The organism is Marinitoga sp. 38H-ov, assembly GCF_011057715.1.
Taxonomy (GTDB): Bacteria; Thermotogota; Thermotogae; order Petrotogales; family Petrotogaceae; genus Marinitoga.
Window position 1 is genome coordinate 1 of record NZ_LNGH01000036.1, and the last position, 18,561, is coordinate 18,561.

The following is an 18,561-nucleotide window of genomic DNA, read 5'->3' on the forward strand; positions in this document are numbered from 1 at the left end:
AAGTTTATCTTTAGAAACATCGATACCAACAAACAACATAGAAACACAACCTTTCAGAATTAGATTCTAACTCTGGGTATATAAGAAAAGAGCCTCGTTATATGTAAGAGCTATAGCTCATTCTCCGGTAGCAATTCAACTTATATACCAAAGTTAGTCAGACTATTCAAGGCACTTAAGTGCAGGAGGTGACAGAATTACTTTAGTTATATAATAACTCAGAGTTAGAATTATTTTTTTAAAAATAAATATCAGATTTATTAATTATATGAAAACATTATACACGAGGAGGTGTTATTATGTTTTTTAATTGGGAGAGTAAAATTGATATTAATAACGTTTTTGAGTTAAGAGGAAAAACAACAGCATATTTTGGAGTAGGTGCAATAAATAAATTTAAAGATATTTGTGAATTTTTTAATAAAAAAGGTATTTCAAAAGTATTAATTGTTACAGATGAAATAGTTTATACAGTAACTGGTATAAAAGAAAAAGTTGAAAAATATTTAAAGGAAGCAGGTATTGAATTTGTAATATATTATGATATTAAACCAAATCCAAATGTCAATATGATTGATGAATCAAAAAAATTAGGATTAGATTTTGGAGCACAAGCAGTTATTGGAATAGGTGGAGGAAGCCATATAGATACTGCAAAAAGCGTAGCTATATTATTACATGAAGATTATAAAGGTTATACTGGAACTGATTTATATGAATTAAAATTTGTGCCAGATGCAGCATTACCTATAATAGCTATTAATACAACTCATGGTACTGGAACAGAAGTAGATAGGTTTGCTGTTGCAAGTATTGAAGAGAAAGGGTATAAACCTGCTATTGCATATGATTGTATATATCCTATATTTGCAATTGACGACCCAGAAATAACTAAAACATTACCTTGGTCACAAACAACATATACAGCAATAGATGCAATAAATCATGTTACTGAAGCAGCAACAACATTAGTAGCTTCTCCATATTCTATTTTATTAGCTAAAGAAACTATAAGGTTAATTAGCAAATATTTACCAATAGCTCAAGAAAATCCCGAAGATTTAACAGCAAGATATTATTTATTATATGCATCATCAATAGCTGGTATTGCATTTGATAACGGGTTATTACACTTTACACACGCTTTAGAACATCCATTAAGTGGTATAAAACCAGATTTGCCTCATGGTTTAGGTTTAGCAATGTTATTACCAGCAGTAGTAAAAGCTATATATAAAGCAAAACCAGAAGTTTTAGCAGAAATGTATAGCCCAATTGTTCCAAATTTAAAAGGAAATCCTGAAGAAGCAGAATATATAGCTAAAGGAATTGAAAAATGGTTACAAAGTGTTGGAGTAAAACAAAAATTAACAGATGAAGGTTTTAAAGAAAGCGATATTGATAAATTAGTATATTTAACATTTAATACTCCTTCTTTAGATACACTATTAAGTGTTGCACCTATAGAAGTTAATGAAGATGTTGTAAGACAAATATATATGGATTCATTATATCCATTTAATAAATAAATCCGTCCCACTCCTTTTGGAAAAGCTCCCTTTTGGGAGCTTTTTTACATCCATTTTTTCCTTTTAAATATATATAACATTATAGCAGAGATTATAGCCATAACTATAAGGACAATAGGATATCCGTATTTTGATTCAAGTTCTGGCATATATTTAAAATTCATACCATATATTCCAGTGATTAAAGTTAAAGGAATAAATATTGTTGAAATAATAGTAAGTATTTTCATTACAGAGTTCATCTTATTATTTACTATATATAAATAGAAGTTAAATAAATCGTTTGCAGAATTTATGAGTATTTCAAACATATCAATAATTTGTATAATATGATCAAATAAATCTTTAAAGTATGGGTATGAATCTTTTATTAAATTAGGCTTATCATTAATAATTAAAGTAATTACATCTTTCATATGCAGAATTGATTTAATTATAATATTTAAATTCTTTTTTATATAATATAATTCCTTTTCTTTTTCTGGAGAAGATTTTATCAATAAATTTTCTTCAATATTATTCAAGATTTCTTCGAATTCTTCTAATATAACAAAATAAAAATCAATTATAGAATCCATTAAAGCAAATAACAAATAATCATTTTTTTTCTTTCTAATAATTCCATTGTTTGATTTTATTCGTTTTCTCACAAAATCAAAAACATCGCCTTTTTTTTCCTGAAATGTGATAATATAATCTTTCCCCAAAATTACGCTAATTTGTTCTATTTCTACAGAAGAGGTAACGTTATTGAAAGATAACATTTTTAAAACAATAAAAATATATTCATCAAATACTTCTATTTTAGGGTGCTGGTGTATATTTAATATATCTTCTACAACTAAAGGATCAATATTATATTGATCACATAATATCTTTACAGAATTTGTATCATGAATACCTATAAAATTTATCCATCTTGTTTTTTTCTCTTCTTTTTTTAAAAAACATTCTTCAATATTTTTAGTACGTATAAAATTATATTTATCTTTATCATAATCAAATATTTCGATTTCAACATCTTCATAAAATTTTCCAGTGTATATTAATGTTGCTGGTGGAGTGCCGAGTTTTTTAGTATATTTTTTTATTTTAGGCATTATTTTTCACTCCTAAAAGATTCTTCCACCTAAAATAAACTAAACATCCTTTTTCATAAGAAATTTCTATTGTTTTATTTACAGTTTCATTGCTAATTCCGATTGGATTGTTGAAAAATAAAGTTCCATTTTTTAAAGAATATTTAAAACCATTTAAATAAATACCTTCTGTTTTTTCGGTTAAAGAAAATATTGACCATGTTTCGCCCGTTTTTACATTCATCTCAAAATTTTTAGGTACTTTTGAAATTTCTAAAAATTCTTCTTTGAAAGTAATCAGTTTATTATACTTTTTAAGTAATAAGATTGCACCAAAAATATGATCTAATCTATCGCCTAAAAATCCAGATATAATAATATTATCTGAATTTTTCTCAATTGCAAAATCAATTGCCAAATCTATATCAGTAAAATCTTTTTCAGGTCTATATTTTATAATTTCTACATCATTAGATTCAGCCCATTCAATAGATTCTTGAGATGCAGAATCTAAGTCTCCTATTAGATAGTCGGGTTCTATGTCAATTTTTTTATACAATTCAATTCCTTTATCAACTGCAATTAAAATATCAGATTCATTGATAATATTTTTATAGAATTTCAATGAACTTTTAGGTTTTCCACCGGAAACAATAAATGCTTTCATTTTAAATACCTTCCTTCTTTATTTGATTTTTATATTTATTTACAGTACGTCTTGATATTTTTATTTTAAGTTCATTTTCAATTAGATTAGCTAATTTATTATCAGAAATATTCATATGTTTTTTAATAAATTTAAATATTATATCTTTTTCATTTTCTTGTGCTTCTCTTGTATTAAAAATGCTTGAGAAAGGAAATATAATCTTTTTTATATTCATAAAATATTTAGATGAAATAGAACGACTAATGGTTGAAGGGGATAAATTTAAATTTTTAGCTAAATCTCTAATACCAAGTCTTTTTGGATTTTTTCCAGTAGTTATAAATTCTAAATTTTCATTTACTATTATTTCTGCTAAAATATTTAGGTATTCTTTTCTTTTGTTAATAGCATTTTTTAAAATATATAATTTTTCCATTTCTTTTTCAATATAATTTTTAATATTTTTATCATGAATATTTTTTAGGTTTTTTAAATATATTTCATCTATTTCGGGGATATTAGGAACATTTATTTCCCATTTAATATTGTTACTTTCTTGAAAAAAAACGATATCAGGTTTCGCATTTATATATGAAATATTTTCTTCATTTTCTAAACTTGATAATGGTAATCCTGTTTCGCCTTTTTCTTCTCTTAAAATTAGAGCTTTTTCTAATGATTCTTCTGCAAAACCAGTTGGACCTAGTTCTTTCAAAGTATTTATAAGTAAATTATAATCCTTATTTGATATATTATATTCTTTAATAAAATCTTTTTTTGAAATTGTTAAAATGCCATTTTTATCCAAATAATTAAATAAAGTTTCGGCAATATTTTCAAGATAATCTGGAACTATTGCTAAATAAATAGGTTTTAATTCATCGAGGAAACTAACATTATATGTAGTAGTTTCTAAAATATAATCTAAGTAATCTAAACTATAATATTGCAAAGAATCATCTTCGAATTTTAAGAATACATTTTCCAAAATGAATTCTTTAATTTCATTATTGAGTTTAATTAAAGGAATTTGGATAATATTTAATGCTTGTATTTGTTTTTGATTAAGTGTTTGTTTTTGTTTTAATTTTTGTATTAATTTCCTTTTAAGCATTAAGAACCTCCGTTAATGCTTTGTATAAGTTTTTTGCTATATCAATAGGGGTAGTAAAATATTCTGATTTTTCAGAACTTAAAATCTCCGCAGTTCTACCAGATAAATAAGATGCTACTATACTTGCTTCTAATACACTTAATTTTTGAGCAATTAAGCCAGCAATAATTCCTGTTAATAGGTCACCACTTCCACCTTTAGATAAAGCAGTATTACCAGTAATATTAAAGAGTGTTTTTTCTCCATTTGTAATTATTGTAGTAACATCCTTAAATAATATAGTAGCTTTTCTATATTTTGCAAAATATTCAGTATATTCATAATTTTGTCTAACATCAATTTCATCAGTTCTGACAATTCTTTGCATTTCTCCAACATGAGGAGTTAATACTATATTATCTCTTAATTTCAAAGCGTCAACAGCATATAAAGCGTCAGCATCAACAACAATAGGTACTTTAGAATTTTCCACAACAGCTCTAACAAATTGCATTGTTTCATTAGAACGTCCAAGTCCTGGACCAATAACAATAACAGATGCTTTTCTTATATCTTTTGATATTAAATCTAAATCTTTTAGTGAGAAAAACTTCTTATTTAAAGATTTATAAATAATACCAGGTTCGTGTAATAAAATACTTGAAGATAATGCGGAAGGTGTAATTAATTTAACAAGTCCAGTGCCTATTTTTTGTGCACCTATAGCAGATAAAACTGATGCACCAGGGAATTCAGAAGAACCTGCTAATATTAAAACATTTCCGAAATCAAATTTATGAGAAAATTTAGGTCTTTTGGGTAACAAAGATTTAACCATTTCTTTTGTTACTAATTCTCTATGTGAAATATTAAATAATGATTTTGGAAAAGATAATGGTGAAACTACTACTTTTCCTGAATATTCTCTTCCTGGGAAAAATATATGTCCCAACTTATAACTACCAAATGTTATAGTTTTGTCTGCCATTACAGCATTACCTAAAACTTTTCCTGTATTTGAATCAATCCCAGAAGGAATATCAATTGATATAACATATCCTCTTTTGTATTTATTAATAGTTTCAATTACTTCTTGCGTTTCTTTTTTTAATTCTCCATTTAGACCTATTCCAACAATACCATCTATTATACATTCTGATGTGCTTACATGATTATTGAAATTATTATCAATTTCAATAAAATTATTAAATCCGAATTTAATTAAAGTATCATATTGTTTTTGGAATAATTTGCTTTTGTTATTACCTGTTATAGCAATTTTTATATTTCTATACCCCTCATTATATAATAGTCTAGCAGCTGCTAATCCATCTCCACCATTATTTCCAGTTCCTAAAACAAATAATAAATGGGTTTGTTTATTAAACTCTTTTATTATTTCATTATATATAGAAATAGCAGCTTGTTCCATCAAAACCTCTGAACTTATTCCATATTCTTTAGAAGTTAATTCATCTATTTTTTTCATTTCTTCTGATGTTAATATATGCATAAAATTCCTCCTTTTAAATTATCTAATTAAATTATCTAATATAATTTTATCACATTTATATAAATATATGAGATATATAAATTTGACAAAATTAATCTAAATATTATATAATATTTCTGAGGTGATATTATGCATCCATTGGTAGGACAATTTTCTAAATTAGAGATTTTTAGAAAATTAAAATTATCTGAAATAGAAAAATTACTTGAAAAAAATTTATTAATTATAAAAAAGTATGAAAAAGATTCGTTGGTTAAAGCTAGGGGAGAAATATTAAATGAGGTTATGATATTAATAGCAGGGAAAGTAATAACTGAAATGACCGAATTAGATGGAAAAGTAATACAAATAGAAGATATGAAAGCCCCCACAATTTTAGCGCTAGGAGCAACATTTTCTAAAGATTCAATACTTCCTGTAGATATAATAACAACAGAACAGTCTTTGATTGCGTATATTCAAAAAGAAATAGTTTTTGATTTATGTATGGAAAATAAAGAATTTTTGAAAGAATTAGTAATGCATTTAGGTACTAAATTTAATTTTATATCTCAAAAACTATGGTTTATTACATTAAATAATTTAAAAAGTAAAATACTTTTTTATTTAAATGAATTACGAAAAAACAATGAAAAATCAATTGTCTTAGATTATTCAATTGAACAATTATCCCATTTATTTGGAGTTACAAGACCAGCTTTATCAAGGGCATTTTCAAAACTTGAAGAAGAAGGTATAATAAAAAAAGATGGAAATATAATACATATAATTGATGAAGATATATTTATTAATTTCTCCTCAAATTGAGGAGAAATTTTTTTAGTGTAACCTTGATTACGGACAAATGCGATAAAAAGAGTTATAATTAAAGCGTAATAAAAAATATTTTTCACAAAGCGAGGAGATAATATGAGTGAATTATTTAATAAGAAAGAATATTTAAAAAATTTAATAAAAAGATCTAACGTTGAAAAGGATAATGAAAAATTAAAGCAAGAACTTCAAAAAGCTATTAAAGAATTATCTGCAGAGGAAATAGCTATAGTTGAACAAGATTTAATGGACAATGAAGGAATGACAATTGATCAAATACAATCTGTTTGTGATGTTCATCTTGGATTATTTAAAGAATATATTGATCAAGAAAAAATAGAAGTTGAACCATGGCACCCTATTTATATATTAATGAAGGAGCATGATTTTATAATTAAAACAGCTGAAAAAATTAGAGATGTAGCAAAACAAGTTTTAGCTAAAAAGTCAATTCAAGAAGCATTTCCATTATTTATGAAATTAAATTTATACTTTGACGATTTAATGGCAGCAGAAAATTACTTTTTGAAAGAAGAAAATGTCTTATTTCCATATATAGAAAAACATGGAATAACCAAGCCGCCATCAATAATGTGGCAAGAACATGATCAAGTTAGAGATTTTAGAAAACAGTTAATAGCTATTAAAGATAATAGAAATTTTGAACAAGCAAAACAGGAATTATATAATTTGTCATTAGCCATGTTAGAATTTTTTATGAATCATGTACATAAAGAGCATTCAGTACTATTTCCAACAGCATTAAAATTAATAAGTGAAGACGAATGGATAGATATTAGACATCAATTTGATGAAATAGGATATTGTGGATTTGATCCTGAATCAATGAATATAGAAAAAAAAGATGTTGAAGAAGTTATAGAAGGGAAAATAAAATTACCTAGTGGAGAATTAACTATTGAACAATTAAAATTTATGTTAAATACTTTACCAATAGATATTACTTTTGTTGATGCAAATGACGAAGTTAAGTATTTTAGTGAATCAAAGGAAAGAATATTTGTTAGAAGTAGAGCGATAATAGGAAGAAAGGTGCAAAATTGTCATCCATCAAAAAGTATAGAAATTGTAAATAAAATAGTTAATGATTTTAAATCAGGAAAAAGAGATAATGCAGATTTTTGGTTGAATTTAGGAGAAAAATATGTATATATTAGATATTTTGCAGTTAGAAATGAAAAAGGTGAGTATTTAGGTACATTAGAAGTAACTCAGGATATTAAACCTATTCAAGAAATTACCGGTGAAAAAAGAATTTATGACGAAAAATAATAATATTATGGAGGTGTTAGTATGGGTATGTTTTGTTATCAATGTTCAGAAGCTTCAAAAGGTGTAGGATGTAATGTTATAGGTGTTTGTGGTAAAACCCCAGAAGTTGCTACATTACAAGATATGTTAATTTGGGTAACTAAGGGATTATCTTATTGGACATTAAAAGCAAAAGAATATGGTGTAAAAGATGATGAAGCAAACTTATATGTTGCTGAGGCATTATTTAGCACTATTACAAATGTAAATTTCTCAGTTGATAGAATGGTAGAGTTTATTGATAGAGCGATTGAATTAAGAGATAAAGTAAAACACTTATTCTTAGATGCATATGCTACAAAAGAAGGAAAACCATTTGATGAAAAGATTCCTGAAGCTGCTGAATGGTATAAACCTGGTGGAGCAGAAATATATGAATTAAAAGGGGCAGAAGTTGGAGTATATGCTGATGAAAATGAAGATATTAGATCATTAAAACAATTATTAATATACGGATTAAAAGGTATTGCAGCATATACAGATCACGCATATGTATTAAAATATGCAAATGATGATATATTATATTTCATTCAAAAAGGTTTGGTAGAAACATTAAGAGATGATATAACAGTAGATGAATTAATTGGATTAGTATTAGAAGCTGGAAAATATGCGGTAGAAGCTATGGAATTATTAGATAAAGCAAACACATCAACATATGGAAATCCTGAAATTACTGAAGTTTATACAGGAACATACAATGCACCTGGTATATTAGTAAGTGGTCATGATTTATTGGATTTAGAAGAATTATTAAAACAAACAGAAGGTACAGGTATAATGGTATATACTCATGGTGAAATGTTACCAGCAAATGCATATCCAGAATTAAAGAAATACAAACATCTTGCAGGTAACTTTGGAAGTGCATGGTGGAAACAACCACAAGAATTTGAAGAATTTGGTGGAGCAATTTTAATGACTACAAACTGTTTAGTTCCTCCAAAAGAATCATATAAAGATAGAGTATTCACAACAGGATTAGTTGGATTTGATAAATTAACTCATATTCCAAATAGAACAGATGGAAAGCCAAAGGACTTTTCACCAGTAATTAAAAAAGCATTAGAATTAGGACCAATTCCAGAAAGAAAAGGTAAGAAAATTGTTATAGGTTTTGCTCACGAACAAGTTTCACAAGTTGCAGATAAAGTTGTTGAAGCAGTAAAAACTGGAGCAATTAAGAAATTCTTTGTTATGGGTGGTTGTGACGGAAGACATCCTGGAAGAGAATATTATACAGAATTTGCACAAAAACTTCCAAAAGACAATGTAATATTAACAGCTGGTTGTGCAAAATATAGATATAATATGCTAGACTTAGGAGATATTGGAGGAATTCCGAGAGTATTGGATGCTGGTCAATGTAATGATTCATATTCATTAGTAGTTACAGCATTAAAATTAAAAGAAGCATTTGGTTTAGATGATATAAATGAATTACCAATTGAATATAATATAGCTTGGTATGAACAAAAAGCGGTAGCAGTATTATTAGCATTATTATACTTAGGTGTTAAAGGAATTAAGTTAGGTCCAGTTCTACCAGCATTTGTTTCACCTAATGTATTAAAAGTATTAGTAGAAAACTTTGATATCGCTCCAATAAAAACAGTTGAAGAAGATTTAGAATTTTTCTTAAGTAAATAAAATAAATCCCCCTCTGGATCTCAGAGGGGGATTTTTATTGTATAAACACAAATAATAGCAAAAATCCCATTTAAAGATAATATGGGATTTTTTGTTATTATTGCTTAAAATATCTAATTATTATTAAATATAGATCATATCTTAAAAATTTTATTATTTATTTTCCGATTATAATATATATAAAAATATATTACGAATAGTATAATTTTATTGCTTTATATTAATAAATCATATTTAAGGAGGTATTGACAAGTGAAGCGTTCTTTTTTCGTTGTTATTTTATTAATATTATTATTGTTAGCGGGTTGTGTAAAAAATATTGATAAAAAAACTGAAGAAAATTCCACAACTGTTATTAAAGGTGAATGGAGTCAGGCATATTTCCGAGGAACTCCAAATAATTGGGGAATTACATTGATGAAGAAAGTTGCACCAAACACATGGGAAATTATAATTAAATTTGGTAATGGCGATGGATACGGAGCTCCGCGATTCAAAATAGATCATTATGGTGATTGGAGTGAAAGCTATCCTGTAACAGATTATGAAGTAGAACCATATACAACATATAAGATAACTTTTTATGATGATACGCATAATATAGATATAAAAAAATATACTAGTCCTATAAATGGAGTAATGTTACAAGCATTTCAATGGTATTTGCCAGAATATGATGAGAACACCCAAAGAGGGTTATGGGTAGAACTTTCTGAAAAGATGCAAGATTTATCTTCTATGGGGATAACATCGTTGTGGTTACCTCCTGCTTATAAAGGTCAGGCAGGGAAAAGTGATGTTGGATATGGTGTATATGATATGTATGATCTTGGAGAGTTTAATCAAAAGGGAAGTATTGCAACAAAATATGGAACTAAAGATCAATATTTAAATGTAATAAATTCAGCTCATTTATACAATATTCATGTATATGCTGATGTAGTATTTAATCATAGAATGGGAGCAGATGCAACAGAATGGGTTAATGCTACAAAAGTTTCATGGAATGACAGAAATTTGGAATTTGAAAATAGAGACATTGAAGCATGGACTGTTTTTAATTTTCCAGGAAGGGCAAATAAATATTCAGATTTTAAGTGGAGATGGTATTATTTTGATGGAGTAGATTGGGATCAAAGTGTTCAAGAAAAAGCAATATTTAAATTTAATGGTATAGGTAAATCTTGGGATTGGGAAGTTGATACAGAGAATTCAAATTACGATTATTTAATGGGTGCGGATTTGGATATGGAACACCCTGATGTTATTAAAGAATTAAAAAATTGGGGAAAATGGTATGTTGATTTTACAAATGTTGATGGTTTTAGATTAGATGCAGTAAAACACATAAAATTTGATTTTTTTAATGACTGGTTGGACTATATGAGAAATGCTACAGGAAAGGAATTATTTACAGTTGGAGAATATTGGAGTACTGATATAAATAAATTAAATAATTATATTTCAAAAACTCAAGGAAGGATGTCCTTATTTGACGTTCCATTACATCAGAATTTTCATGAAGCTTCTAATTCGGGTGGATATTATGATATGAGAAATATTTTTAACGGAACTCTTGTGCAATCAAATCCAATAAAGGCAGTAACTTTTGTAGAAAATCACGATACACAGCCAGGTCAATCATTGTATTCCTCTGTTCAAGATTGGTTTAAACCTTTAGCTTATGCATTGATTTTATTAAGAAAAGATGGATATCCATGTGTTTTTTATGGAGATATGTATGGCGCTCCAGGTATAACAGCACAATATGATGTTATAAAAAAACTTATAGAAGCAAGAAAATTGTATGCATATGGTGAACAATATGATTATTTAGATCATTGGGATATAATTGGTTGGACAAGATTAGGTGATGTAGAACATCCAAAAGCAATGGCGGTAATTTTAACAGATGGTCCAGGTGGAAGTAAATGGATGTATGTTGGAAAGAAAAATACTAAATTTGTAGATTATTTGGGAAATAGAAGTGATGAGGTATGGTCAAATTCTGATGGTTGGGCAGAGTTTAAGGTGAATGGAGGTTCAGTCTCTGTGTGGGTAGAGCAATAAGATATATTGGAGTGATTTAAACAATCACTCCAATATTTTTTATTTAAATTATATATGAGAAAAATAATCGGATAATATTTTCTTAATAAAAGTGTAAAGTATAATGTATATAATTATTTATATCCCCTATATAGGGGGAAAGGAGTAAGATTATGAAATATGATTTGGTTATTTTAGGTGGTGGAGCTGCTGGATTTGCTGCAGCGATGAAAGCAAATGAATTAAATAAAAAAACGTTGATGATTAATGATAATAGTGATGTAGAAGTAGGAGGTACTTGTGTAAATGTAGGGTGTTTTCCCACAAAGCACATGTTATATAAGGCAGATTTAATACACAAGATAAAAAGCAATTTATTTAATGGAATAACAGCAAATGTAAAAATAGAATATGAAAAGATTGTTGAAGAAAAAAATAAATTAGTAGAAGATGCAAGAGAAGAAAAATATAAAAAGGTTTTATCTAATTTAGAAAATGTTAAATTCATTAATGGTAAGGCGAAGTTTGTTGATAATCATTCAATAATAGTTAATGGCAAGAGAATTTATGGTGAGAAGTTTTTAATTGCAACTGGTTCAAAGACATTTATTCCGCCTATTAAAGGTATAGAAAAAGTAAATTATTTAACAAATAAAACTGCTTTAGAATTGAAGAAAATACCAGAAAAATTAGTTGTTATAGGAGCAGGAGCATTAGGGTTGGAATTTGCACAAATGTTTTCAAGATTTGGATCTAACGTTATTATTATAGAAGCAAGTGAACATATAATGGGTGGAATAGATAGTGATTTTGAAAAAATGATGAATATTTATTTTAAAAAAGAGGGAATTAAGATTAAGAGAAATGCAAAAATAATGGAAGTGAAAGAAAATAAAATAATTTTAGAAAATGATGAAATTATAGACTTTGATGAAATATTATTAGCAACTGGAAGAATACCAAATACTAAAGATTTGGGGTTAGAAAATACAGGTATAAAATTAGGAAAGAAATATGAAATTGTTGTAGACGAATATTATCAAGCAGAAAAAAATATTTGGGCTGCTGGAGATGTAATTGGTAATCCAATGTTAGAAACCGTAGCTGCAAAAGAAGGGTTTCTTGCGGTAAATAATATGTTTTTAGATGAAAAGAAAAAAATTGATTATGATATTATTCCATTTGCAATATTTACAGATCCTCAATTTGCAAGTGTTGGAATAACAGAAAATGAAGCTAAAAAAAGAAAAATAAAGTTCAAATGTAATTTTGTAAAAATAGAAAATTTACCTAAAGCTATAGCTATTAAAGATACTAGAGGAGCAATTAGAATAGTTGTTGATAGTAATGAAACAATAATAGGTATACAATTATTATCTCCTATAGCAGCAGATATTATTCATGAAGCTACAATGATAGTGAAAAATAAGATGAAAATAAATGAAGTAATAGAAACAGTTCACGTATTTCCAACATTATCAGAAATTATAAAATTAGGTGCACAAGATTTTAAAAGGGATATTACAAAAATGAGTTGTTGTGTTGAGTAGGAGGGGAAAAATGAGCGATCAAGTAAAAAATGAAAGTAAACAAAATTTTAGAGTTATAGGAATGACATGCGCAACATGTGCAAAAACTGTAGAGAAAACATTAAAAAAAGTAGATGGAGTAAAATTTTCTGCAGTTAATTTAGCTACTGAAACAGCTTTTATAGTTTCTGATAATGAAATACCATTTGAAGAATTAAAAAAAGCTGTTCAAAAAGTTGGATATGATATTTCACTCGATGTTAGTCAAGATGTAGAGAAAAAAAGGTATGAAGAAACAAAGAAAAACCTAATTTTATCATTATTATTTACAATTCCAATCTCTGTTATGATGTTAATTCATATGTTATGGAAAGAGATACCGGGATTTTCTGTAATAGAAGTTATTATAGGTGGATTTGTTATATTCTATACTGGTAAAAAAACAATTAAAGGAGCATGGATAGCTTTATCTCACTTCCATACCAATATGGATACATTGATTTTATTTGGATCTGTAGCCTCTTGGCTTACAGCATTATTAAATTCATTTGGTTTGCCAATTGCATCCTTCGGTACAATTGGTGCAATGATTATGGCTTTACATTTAACAGGTAGATTTATTGAATCGCATTTGAGAGATAAAGCAGCAAAGGAAATAAAAGCGTTAATGAACATGCAGGCAAAAGAAGCAAGAGTTTTAGTAGATGATGAAGAATTATTTATGCCAATAGAAGCTATAAAAGAAGGGTTTATTGTTTTAGTAAAACCTGGTGAAAGAATTCCTGTTGATGGGGAAATTTTAGAAGGGAAATCTTCAATTGATGAATCTATGATTACTGGTGAATCAATTCCTGTTGAAAAATCCGAAGATGAAAAAGTAATTGGTGGATCTTTAAATTTAACAGGGGTTTTAAAAATAAAGGTAACAAAAGTTGGGGAAGACACATTTTTATCACAAATGGTTAAGTTAATACAAGAAGCACAAGGTGCAAAGGTCCCTATACAAGCATTAGCAGATAGAATAACATTATGGTTTGTTCCTATTGTTATGACTTTGGCAGTGTTAAGTGGATTAATATGGTATTTTAACTTTGATTCTCTTACAGGGTTTATAACTAATATGAGAGATATATTTCCTTGGATTTTAAATACTAATGATCCGTTATCTTTTAGTGTTTTTGTATTTGTAGCTACAATTGTTATAGCTTGTCCATGTGCTTTAGGGTTAGCAACACCAATGGCTTTGGTGGCTGGAACTGGCCAAGCAGCTAAAAAAGGTCTAATTATTAGAAATGCAGAAGCAATTCAAACATCTAAAGATGTTAAGGTAGTTATAATGGATAAGACAGGTACTATTACACAAGGAAGGCCTGTTATAATGGAACATAATATTCCTGAAGATAAAATAGAAATTATATCATCTATTGAAAGTATGTCAAATCATCCTTTAGCTAAAGCAATATCAGAAATGACTGAAAAAAGAGTAAAAATTGAAAATATTGAAGAAATATCAGGTTCTGGAGTAAAAGGTGTTTTTAATGGCAAAGAGTATTTTATAGGAAAACCTAAAAATAATTATGATGATTTAAATAGTAAAGCGTATACTGTAATTGAAGTATATGAAGATAATAATTTACTTGGATATATAGCTATAGCAGATAAAATAAGAGAAGATTCTAAAAAAGCTATTGAAGAATTTAAAAAAATAGGAATTATTCCAGTAATGGCTACTGGAGATAATGAAAAAACTGCAAAAGCAGTTGCTAAAGAAGTAGGAATTGAAGAAGTTTGGGCTGGAGTTAAACCTGAAGATAAATTGAATATTGTAAGAAGATATCAAGGTAAAGGTTATAAAACATTAATGGTTGGAGACGGAATGAATGATGCAGCAGCTTTAAAAGGGGCTGATATTGGAGTGGCTATTGGAAGCGGAACAGACTTAGCTATTGACAATGCTGATATAATTATTGTAAAGGGTGGAGTATCAAAAATAGTAGATTCTGTTGAAATATCAAGAAAAACTTTTTCTATAATAAAATCGAATTTATTCTGGGCATTTTTCTATAATGTTATTGCAATACCAGCTGCAATGGCAGGGCTATTGCATCCTGCAATAGCTGAAACAGCAATGGCATTTAGCTCAATAACAGTGGTATTAAATTCTTTGAGAATTAAAGGGAGGTAGATTTATGGATTTAGTATTATCAGTACCAGATATGGGATGTCAACACTGTGTAATGAAAATCACAAATGCATTAAATGAATTAGGCGTGAAAAATTTTGATGTAAAATTAGAAGAAAAAAAGGTATATATAAATTCACCAAGTTGTGATGTTGAAGTTATTTTAAGAAAGTTAGAAGAAATTGAATATCCAGCTGAAATTGTTATGGAATAAGAGCCTTTTGGCTCTTATTTTTTTGATATTTTTAATTATTTTGAAAAATAATAAAAATGTAGTATAATATTTATAAGTATATAAGGGGGATGTTACATTATATGGATACTTGGAAAATTTTATTGGTAGATGACGATAATTTAGTCCATTTATTTATAGAATCTGCTTTAAAAGATTTGGAGTTTGAGAACAAACCAATAGAATTATATCATGCATATAATTTAAAACAAGCAAAAGAATTTTTGGATATTAATACAGACACAGCTGTATTAATATCAGATTTAGTTATGGAAAAAGATTTGGCAGGGCTTGAATTAATTAGTTATGTGAGAAACGAAATAAATAATAGAAATGTAAGGATAATTCTAGAGACTGCAAGACCTGAAAAAGCTCCTGAAGATATTACTGTTGCTACATATGATATTAATTTGTATCTCGATAAAAAAGATTTAAATGAAGTTAAATTAAGAACAGCAGTTTTAACTTCATTAAGATCTTATAGGGATATAATTTTGTTAGAAAGAGGAGTAAAAGGACTTGAAAAGATTATTAAAGAACCCCATGAGTTGCTATTTTTAGAAGATATTTATGCTTTTTTAGAGGAATGGTATGAAAAAGTAAAAATGTTTATTAAATATTATTCTATAGTTAAAGAGTATAGAGTAGGAATAAAGTATAAAGATTTTATAATAGGCGAGTTGAGTGAAGAGAAATTTAATGATAAAAATGGAAATACTATTATAAAAGAATTTAATTATAAAGATGAAAGCGGTATATTTTTTGTAAAATTTAAATATGATATAAATCCTATAGAATCGGGAATTATATCTACATTTATTGAAAATATTTATCTTAGTTTTGTTTCAAGTAACTATTTTATTGATATGCATAAATCTCACAAAGAAATCATATATAAACTTTCTGATGTAATAGAAGCACGATCGGGTGAAACAGGAGCACATGTTAGAAGTGTTGCTGAAATTGCGTATATACTAGGAGAAGCCTATGGTATGGATAAAAAAAGACTTGATGTATTAAAATTAGCTGCTCCTTTACATGATATTGGCAAAATAGGTATTTCAGATGCAATATTGAATAAACCCGATAAACTTACTGATGAAGAATTTGAAATAATGAAAGAACATACTATAATAGGATATAATATATTAAAAGATTCAAAATGGGAGGTTTTTGATATTGCTTCAAAAATTGCTCTTCAGCATCATGAAAAATGGAATGGGAAAGGATACCCTTTTGGTTTAAAGGGCGATAATATACTATTAGAAGCAAGGATTGTTTCTATTGCGGACGTTTTTGATGCTTTAACACAAGATAGAGTATATAGAAAAGCATGGACATTTGATAAGGCTACAAATTATATCATTTCTTTGAAGGGAAATGCGTTTGATCCTTTTCTAATAGATTTATTTTTATCTAATATAGAAAAAATAAAAAAGATAAAAACTGAGTTGGATTTTTAAAAAATAATGCTGCAAAACGCAGCATTATTTTATTTCAGCTATATGTAAGAAATTTGTTTTACTAGAAAAGCCATAAGGAATTCCTGCTGTAAAAATAATTTTTTCTCCAGATTTAACCAAACCTTCATTTTTTAAAGTTTGTTTTACTATATATAACATAGTATCTGTACTTACAAACTCATTAACAATAATTGGAATTACACCCCAAACCAGAGCTAATCTATTATACGTCTTTACTGAATGAGTTACTGCTATTACATTAATATTTTCTCTATACCTTGAAACAGCCCTAGCAGTATAACCTTTATCAGTAACTGCAACAATTGTTTTTATTCCAGCTGATATAGCTATTTCGTTAGCAGCTTTTGAAATTGCATTTGTTGTTGAATCCTCTTTATCGAAATCAATAAATAATGATCCATACAGATTCATAAATGGTTCTGTTTCTCTAGCCACTCTATCCATAACTTTTACTGCTTCTAAAGGATATTTTCCTATTGAAGTTTCTCCAGATAACATAACAGCATCAGTACCATCTAAAATAGCATTGGCAATATCAGTAGTTTCAGCTCTAGTAGGTACAGGGTTTTCTATCATTGTTTCTAACATTTGTGTAGCTGTTATAACTGGTTTAGCTTTTTTATTTGCAATACTAATAATTCTTTTTTGTAATACAGGAATTTTTTCTGCTTCAACTTCAACACCTAAATCTCCCCTAGCAACCATAACTGCATCTGATAATTCAATTATTTTTTCTAAATCGTTATCAATAGCTTGTTTGGTTTCTATTTTGCTGATTATTTGTGCATCTGTAGCATTTAAAGAATTTAAAATTTCTCTCATTTCAATAACATCTTCTGGTTTTCTAACAAAAGATAATGCAAAATAATCAACATCATTTTTTATTCCAAATTCAATGTATTTTTTATCTTTTTCTGTTAATGCAGGTATTTTGATATCTGCACCAGGAGCATTTATGCCTCTCCTATGGGTAATAGTAGCAGTGTTTTTTATTTTTGTTTTAATATTAATGCCGTCAGTATCTATTACTTCTAATTTTAATTTCCCATCATTTAATAAAATTAAATTGCCTTGTTTTACATCGTTTGGAAGCCCCTTGTAATTTATTGAAACTTTTGTTTCATCGCCAACAATTTCGTCAGTTGTTAGTACAAATTCATTGCCTTCTTCTAAAATTACCTCATCTTTATAGAAATTTCCAGTTCTAATTTTTGGGCCTGCTAAATCTAAGAGTATAGCAACTGGTTTATTGAATTCTTTTCTAACTTTTTTAATTATATTAATACGTCTTTCATGAACTTCTGGAGATTCATGAGAAGTGTTTAACCTTAATACATCTGCTCCAGCTTTTATTAATTCTCTAACCATTTCTTCAGATTCTGTTGCTGGACCAATTGTTGCAACAATTCTTGTTTTCCTCATATGAT

Annotated in this window: 14 protein-coding genes; 9 read left to right on the top strand and 5 right to left on the bottom strand. The window is 27.5% G+C overall.

Features of this window, described 5'->3' with window-relative positions; all coding sequences use genetic code 11:
* Positions 1–299: 299 nt before the first annotated feature.
* The gene (locus AS160_RS08950) at positions 300–1,529 is read left to right on the top strand and encodes an iron-containing alcohol dehydrogenase (protein ID WP_165147913.1); all 1,230 of its coding nucleotides are present in this window, start codon (positions 300–302) and stop codon (positions 1,527–1,529) included.
* Positions 1,530–1,573: 44 nt separating this feature from the next.
* Here AS160_RS08950 and corA read toward each other — a convergent pair whose 3' ends face one another.
* The 4 genes from corA to AS160_RS08970 are packed head-to-tail and all read right to left on the bottom strand — an operon-like array spanning position 1,574 to position 5,863.
* A complete protein-coding gene (corA, locus tag AS160_RS08955) occupies positions 1,574–2,629 on the bottom strand; it encodes a magnesium/cobalt transporter CorA (protein ID WP_165147916.1) in 1,056 nt (351 codons plus the stop codon).
* A complete protein-coding gene (locus AS160_RS08960) occupies positions 2,622–3,275 on the bottom strand; it encodes a thiamine diphosphokinase (protein ID WP_165147919.1) in 654 nt (217 codons plus the stop codon). The genes corA and AS160_RS08960 overlap by 8 nt, the downstream gene beginning before the upstream one ends.
* Before the next feature lies 1 nt (position 3,276).
* Positions 3,277–4,371: a hypothetical protein gene (locus AS160_RS08965; protein ID WP_165147922.1), complete on the bottom strand. Its 1,095-nt coding sequence runs from the start codon at positions 4,369–4,371 to the stop codon at positions 3,277–3,279.
* Complete coding sequence (locus AS160_RS08970) at positions 4,364–5,863, bottom strand: NAD(P)H-hydrate dehydratase (protein ID WP_165147925.1); 1,500 nt, start codon at positions 5,861–5,863, stop codon at positions 4,364–4,366. The genes AS160_RS08965 and AS160_RS08970 overlap by 8 nt, the downstream gene beginning before the upstream one ends.
* A gap of 129 nt (positions 5,864–5,992) precedes the next feature.
* Between AS160_RS08970 and AS160_RS08975 the strand changes: the two genes are divergently transcribed.
* The 8 genes from AS160_RS08975 (at position 5,993) to AS160_RS09010 (ending at position 17,113) form a co-directional block, all read left to right on the top strand.
* Positions 5,993–6,670 (top strand): Crp/Fnr family transcriptional regulator, encoded by a 678-nt coding sequence (locus AS160_RS08975; protein ID WP_165147928.1) that lies wholly within the window; start codon positions 5,993–5,995, stop codon positions 6,668–6,670.
* Positions 6,671–6,772: 102 nt separating this feature from the next.
* Positions 6,773–7,969 (top strand): DUF438 domain-containing protein, encoded by a 1,197-nt coding sequence (locus AS160_RS08980; protein WP_165147931.1) that lies wholly within the window; start codon positions 6,773–6,775, stop codon positions 7,967–7,969.
* A gap of 27 nt (positions 7,970–7,996) precedes the next feature.
* Positions 7,997–9,658, top strand: coding sequence for a hydroxylamine reductase (gene hcp, locus AS160_RS08985; protein ID WP_165148006.1), 1,662 nt, complete (start codon positions 7,997–7,999; stop codon positions 9,656–9,658).
* 252 nt (positions 9,659–9,910) lie between these two features.
* Positions 9,911–11,728: an alpha-amylase gene (locus AS160_RS08990; RefSeq protein ID WP_206528153.1), complete on the top strand. Its 1,818-nt coding sequence runs from the start codon at positions 9,911–9,913 to the stop codon at positions 11,726–11,728.
* Between the two features lie 152 nt (positions 11,729–11,880).
* The gene (gene merA, locus AS160_RS08995) at positions 11,881–13,257 is read left to right on the top strand and encodes a mercury(II) reductase (protein WP_165147934.1); all 1,377 of its coding nucleotides are present in this window, start codon (positions 11,881–11,883) and stop codon (positions 13,255–13,257) included.
* Between the two features lie 10 nt (positions 13,258–13,267).
* Complete coding sequence (locus AS160_RS09000) at positions 13,268–15,421, top strand: heavy metal translocating P-type ATPase (RefSeq protein WP_206528154.1); 2,154 nt, start codon at positions 13,268–13,270, stop codon at positions 15,419–15,421.
* A gap of 4 nt (positions 15,422–15,425) precedes the next feature.
* A complete protein-coding gene (locus AS160_RS09005; protein WP_165147940.1) occupies positions 15,426–15,632 on the top strand; it encodes a heavy-metal-associated domain-containing protein in 207 nt (68 codons plus the stop codon).
* Between the two features lie 101 nt (positions 15,633–15,733).
* A complete protein-coding gene (locus tag AS160_RS09010; protein ID WP_165147943.1) occupies positions 15,734–17,113 on the top strand; it encodes an HD domain-containing phosphohydrolase in 1,380 nt (459 codons plus the stop codon).
* 24 nt (positions 17,114–17,137) lie between these two features.
* On the opposite strand, the gene pyk is transcribed toward AS160_RS09010, so the two are convergent.
* Positions 17,138–18,556 (bottom strand): pyruvate kinase, encoded by a 1,419-nt coding sequence (gene pyk / locus AS160_RS09015; RefSeq protein ID WP_165147946.1) that lies wholly within the window; start codon positions 18,554–18,556, stop codon positions 17,138–17,140.
* Positions 18,557–18,561 lie beyond the last annotated feature (5 nt).

Excerpts from the sequence above, each read along its gene's own strand:
- AS160_RS08950 (WP_165147913.1), top strand. The coding sequence starts at position 300 with ATGTTTTTTAATTGGGAGAGTAAAATTGATATTAATAACGTTTTTGAG.
- corA (WP_165147916.1), bottom strand. The coding sequence starts at position 2,629 with ATGCCTAAAATAAAAAAATATACTAAAAAACTCGGCACTCCACCAGCA.
- AS160_RS08960 (WP_165147919.1), bottom strand. The coding sequence starts at position 3,275 with ATGAAAGCATTTATTGTTTCCGGTGGAAAACCTAAAAGTTCATTGAAA.
- AS160_RS08965 (WP_165147922.1), bottom strand. The coding sequence starts at position 4,371 with ATGCTTAAAAGGAAATTAATACAAAAATTAAAACAAAAACAAACACTT.
- AS160_RS08970 (WP_165147925.1), bottom strand. The coding sequence starts at position 5,863 with ATGCATATATTAACATCAGAAGAAATGAAAAAAATAGATGAATTAACT.
- AS160_RS08975 (WP_165147928.1), top strand. The coding sequence starts at position 5,993 with ATGCATCCATTGGTAGGACAATTTTCTAAATTAGAGATTTTTAGAAAA.
- AS160_RS08980 (WP_165147931.1), top strand. The coding sequence starts at position 6,773 with ATGAGTGAATTATTTAATAAGAAAGAATATTTAAAAAATTTAATAAAA.
- hcp (WP_165148006.1), top strand. The coding sequence starts at position 7,997 with ATGTTTTGTTATCAATGTTCAGAAGCTTCAAAAGGTGTAGGATGTAAT.
- merA (WP_165147934.1), top strand. The coding sequence starts at position 11,881 with ATGAAATATGATTTGGTTATTTTAGGTGGTGGAGCTGCTGGATTTGCT.
- AS160_RS09000 (WP_206528154.1), top strand. The coding sequence starts at position 13,268 with ATGAGCGATCAAGTAAAAAATGAAAGTAAACAAAATTTTAGAGTTATA.
- AS160_RS09005 (WP_165147940.1), top strand. The coding sequence starts at position 15,426 with ATGGATTTAGTATTATCAGTACCAGATATGGGATGTCAACACTGTGTA.
- AS160_RS09010 (WP_165147943.1), top strand. The coding sequence starts at position 15,734 with ATGGATACTTGGAAAATTTTATTGGTAGATGACGATAATTTAGTCCAT.
- pyk (WP_165147946.1), bottom strand. The coding sequence starts at position 18,556 with ATGAGGAAAACAAGAATTGTTGCAACAATTGGTCCAGCAACAGAATCT.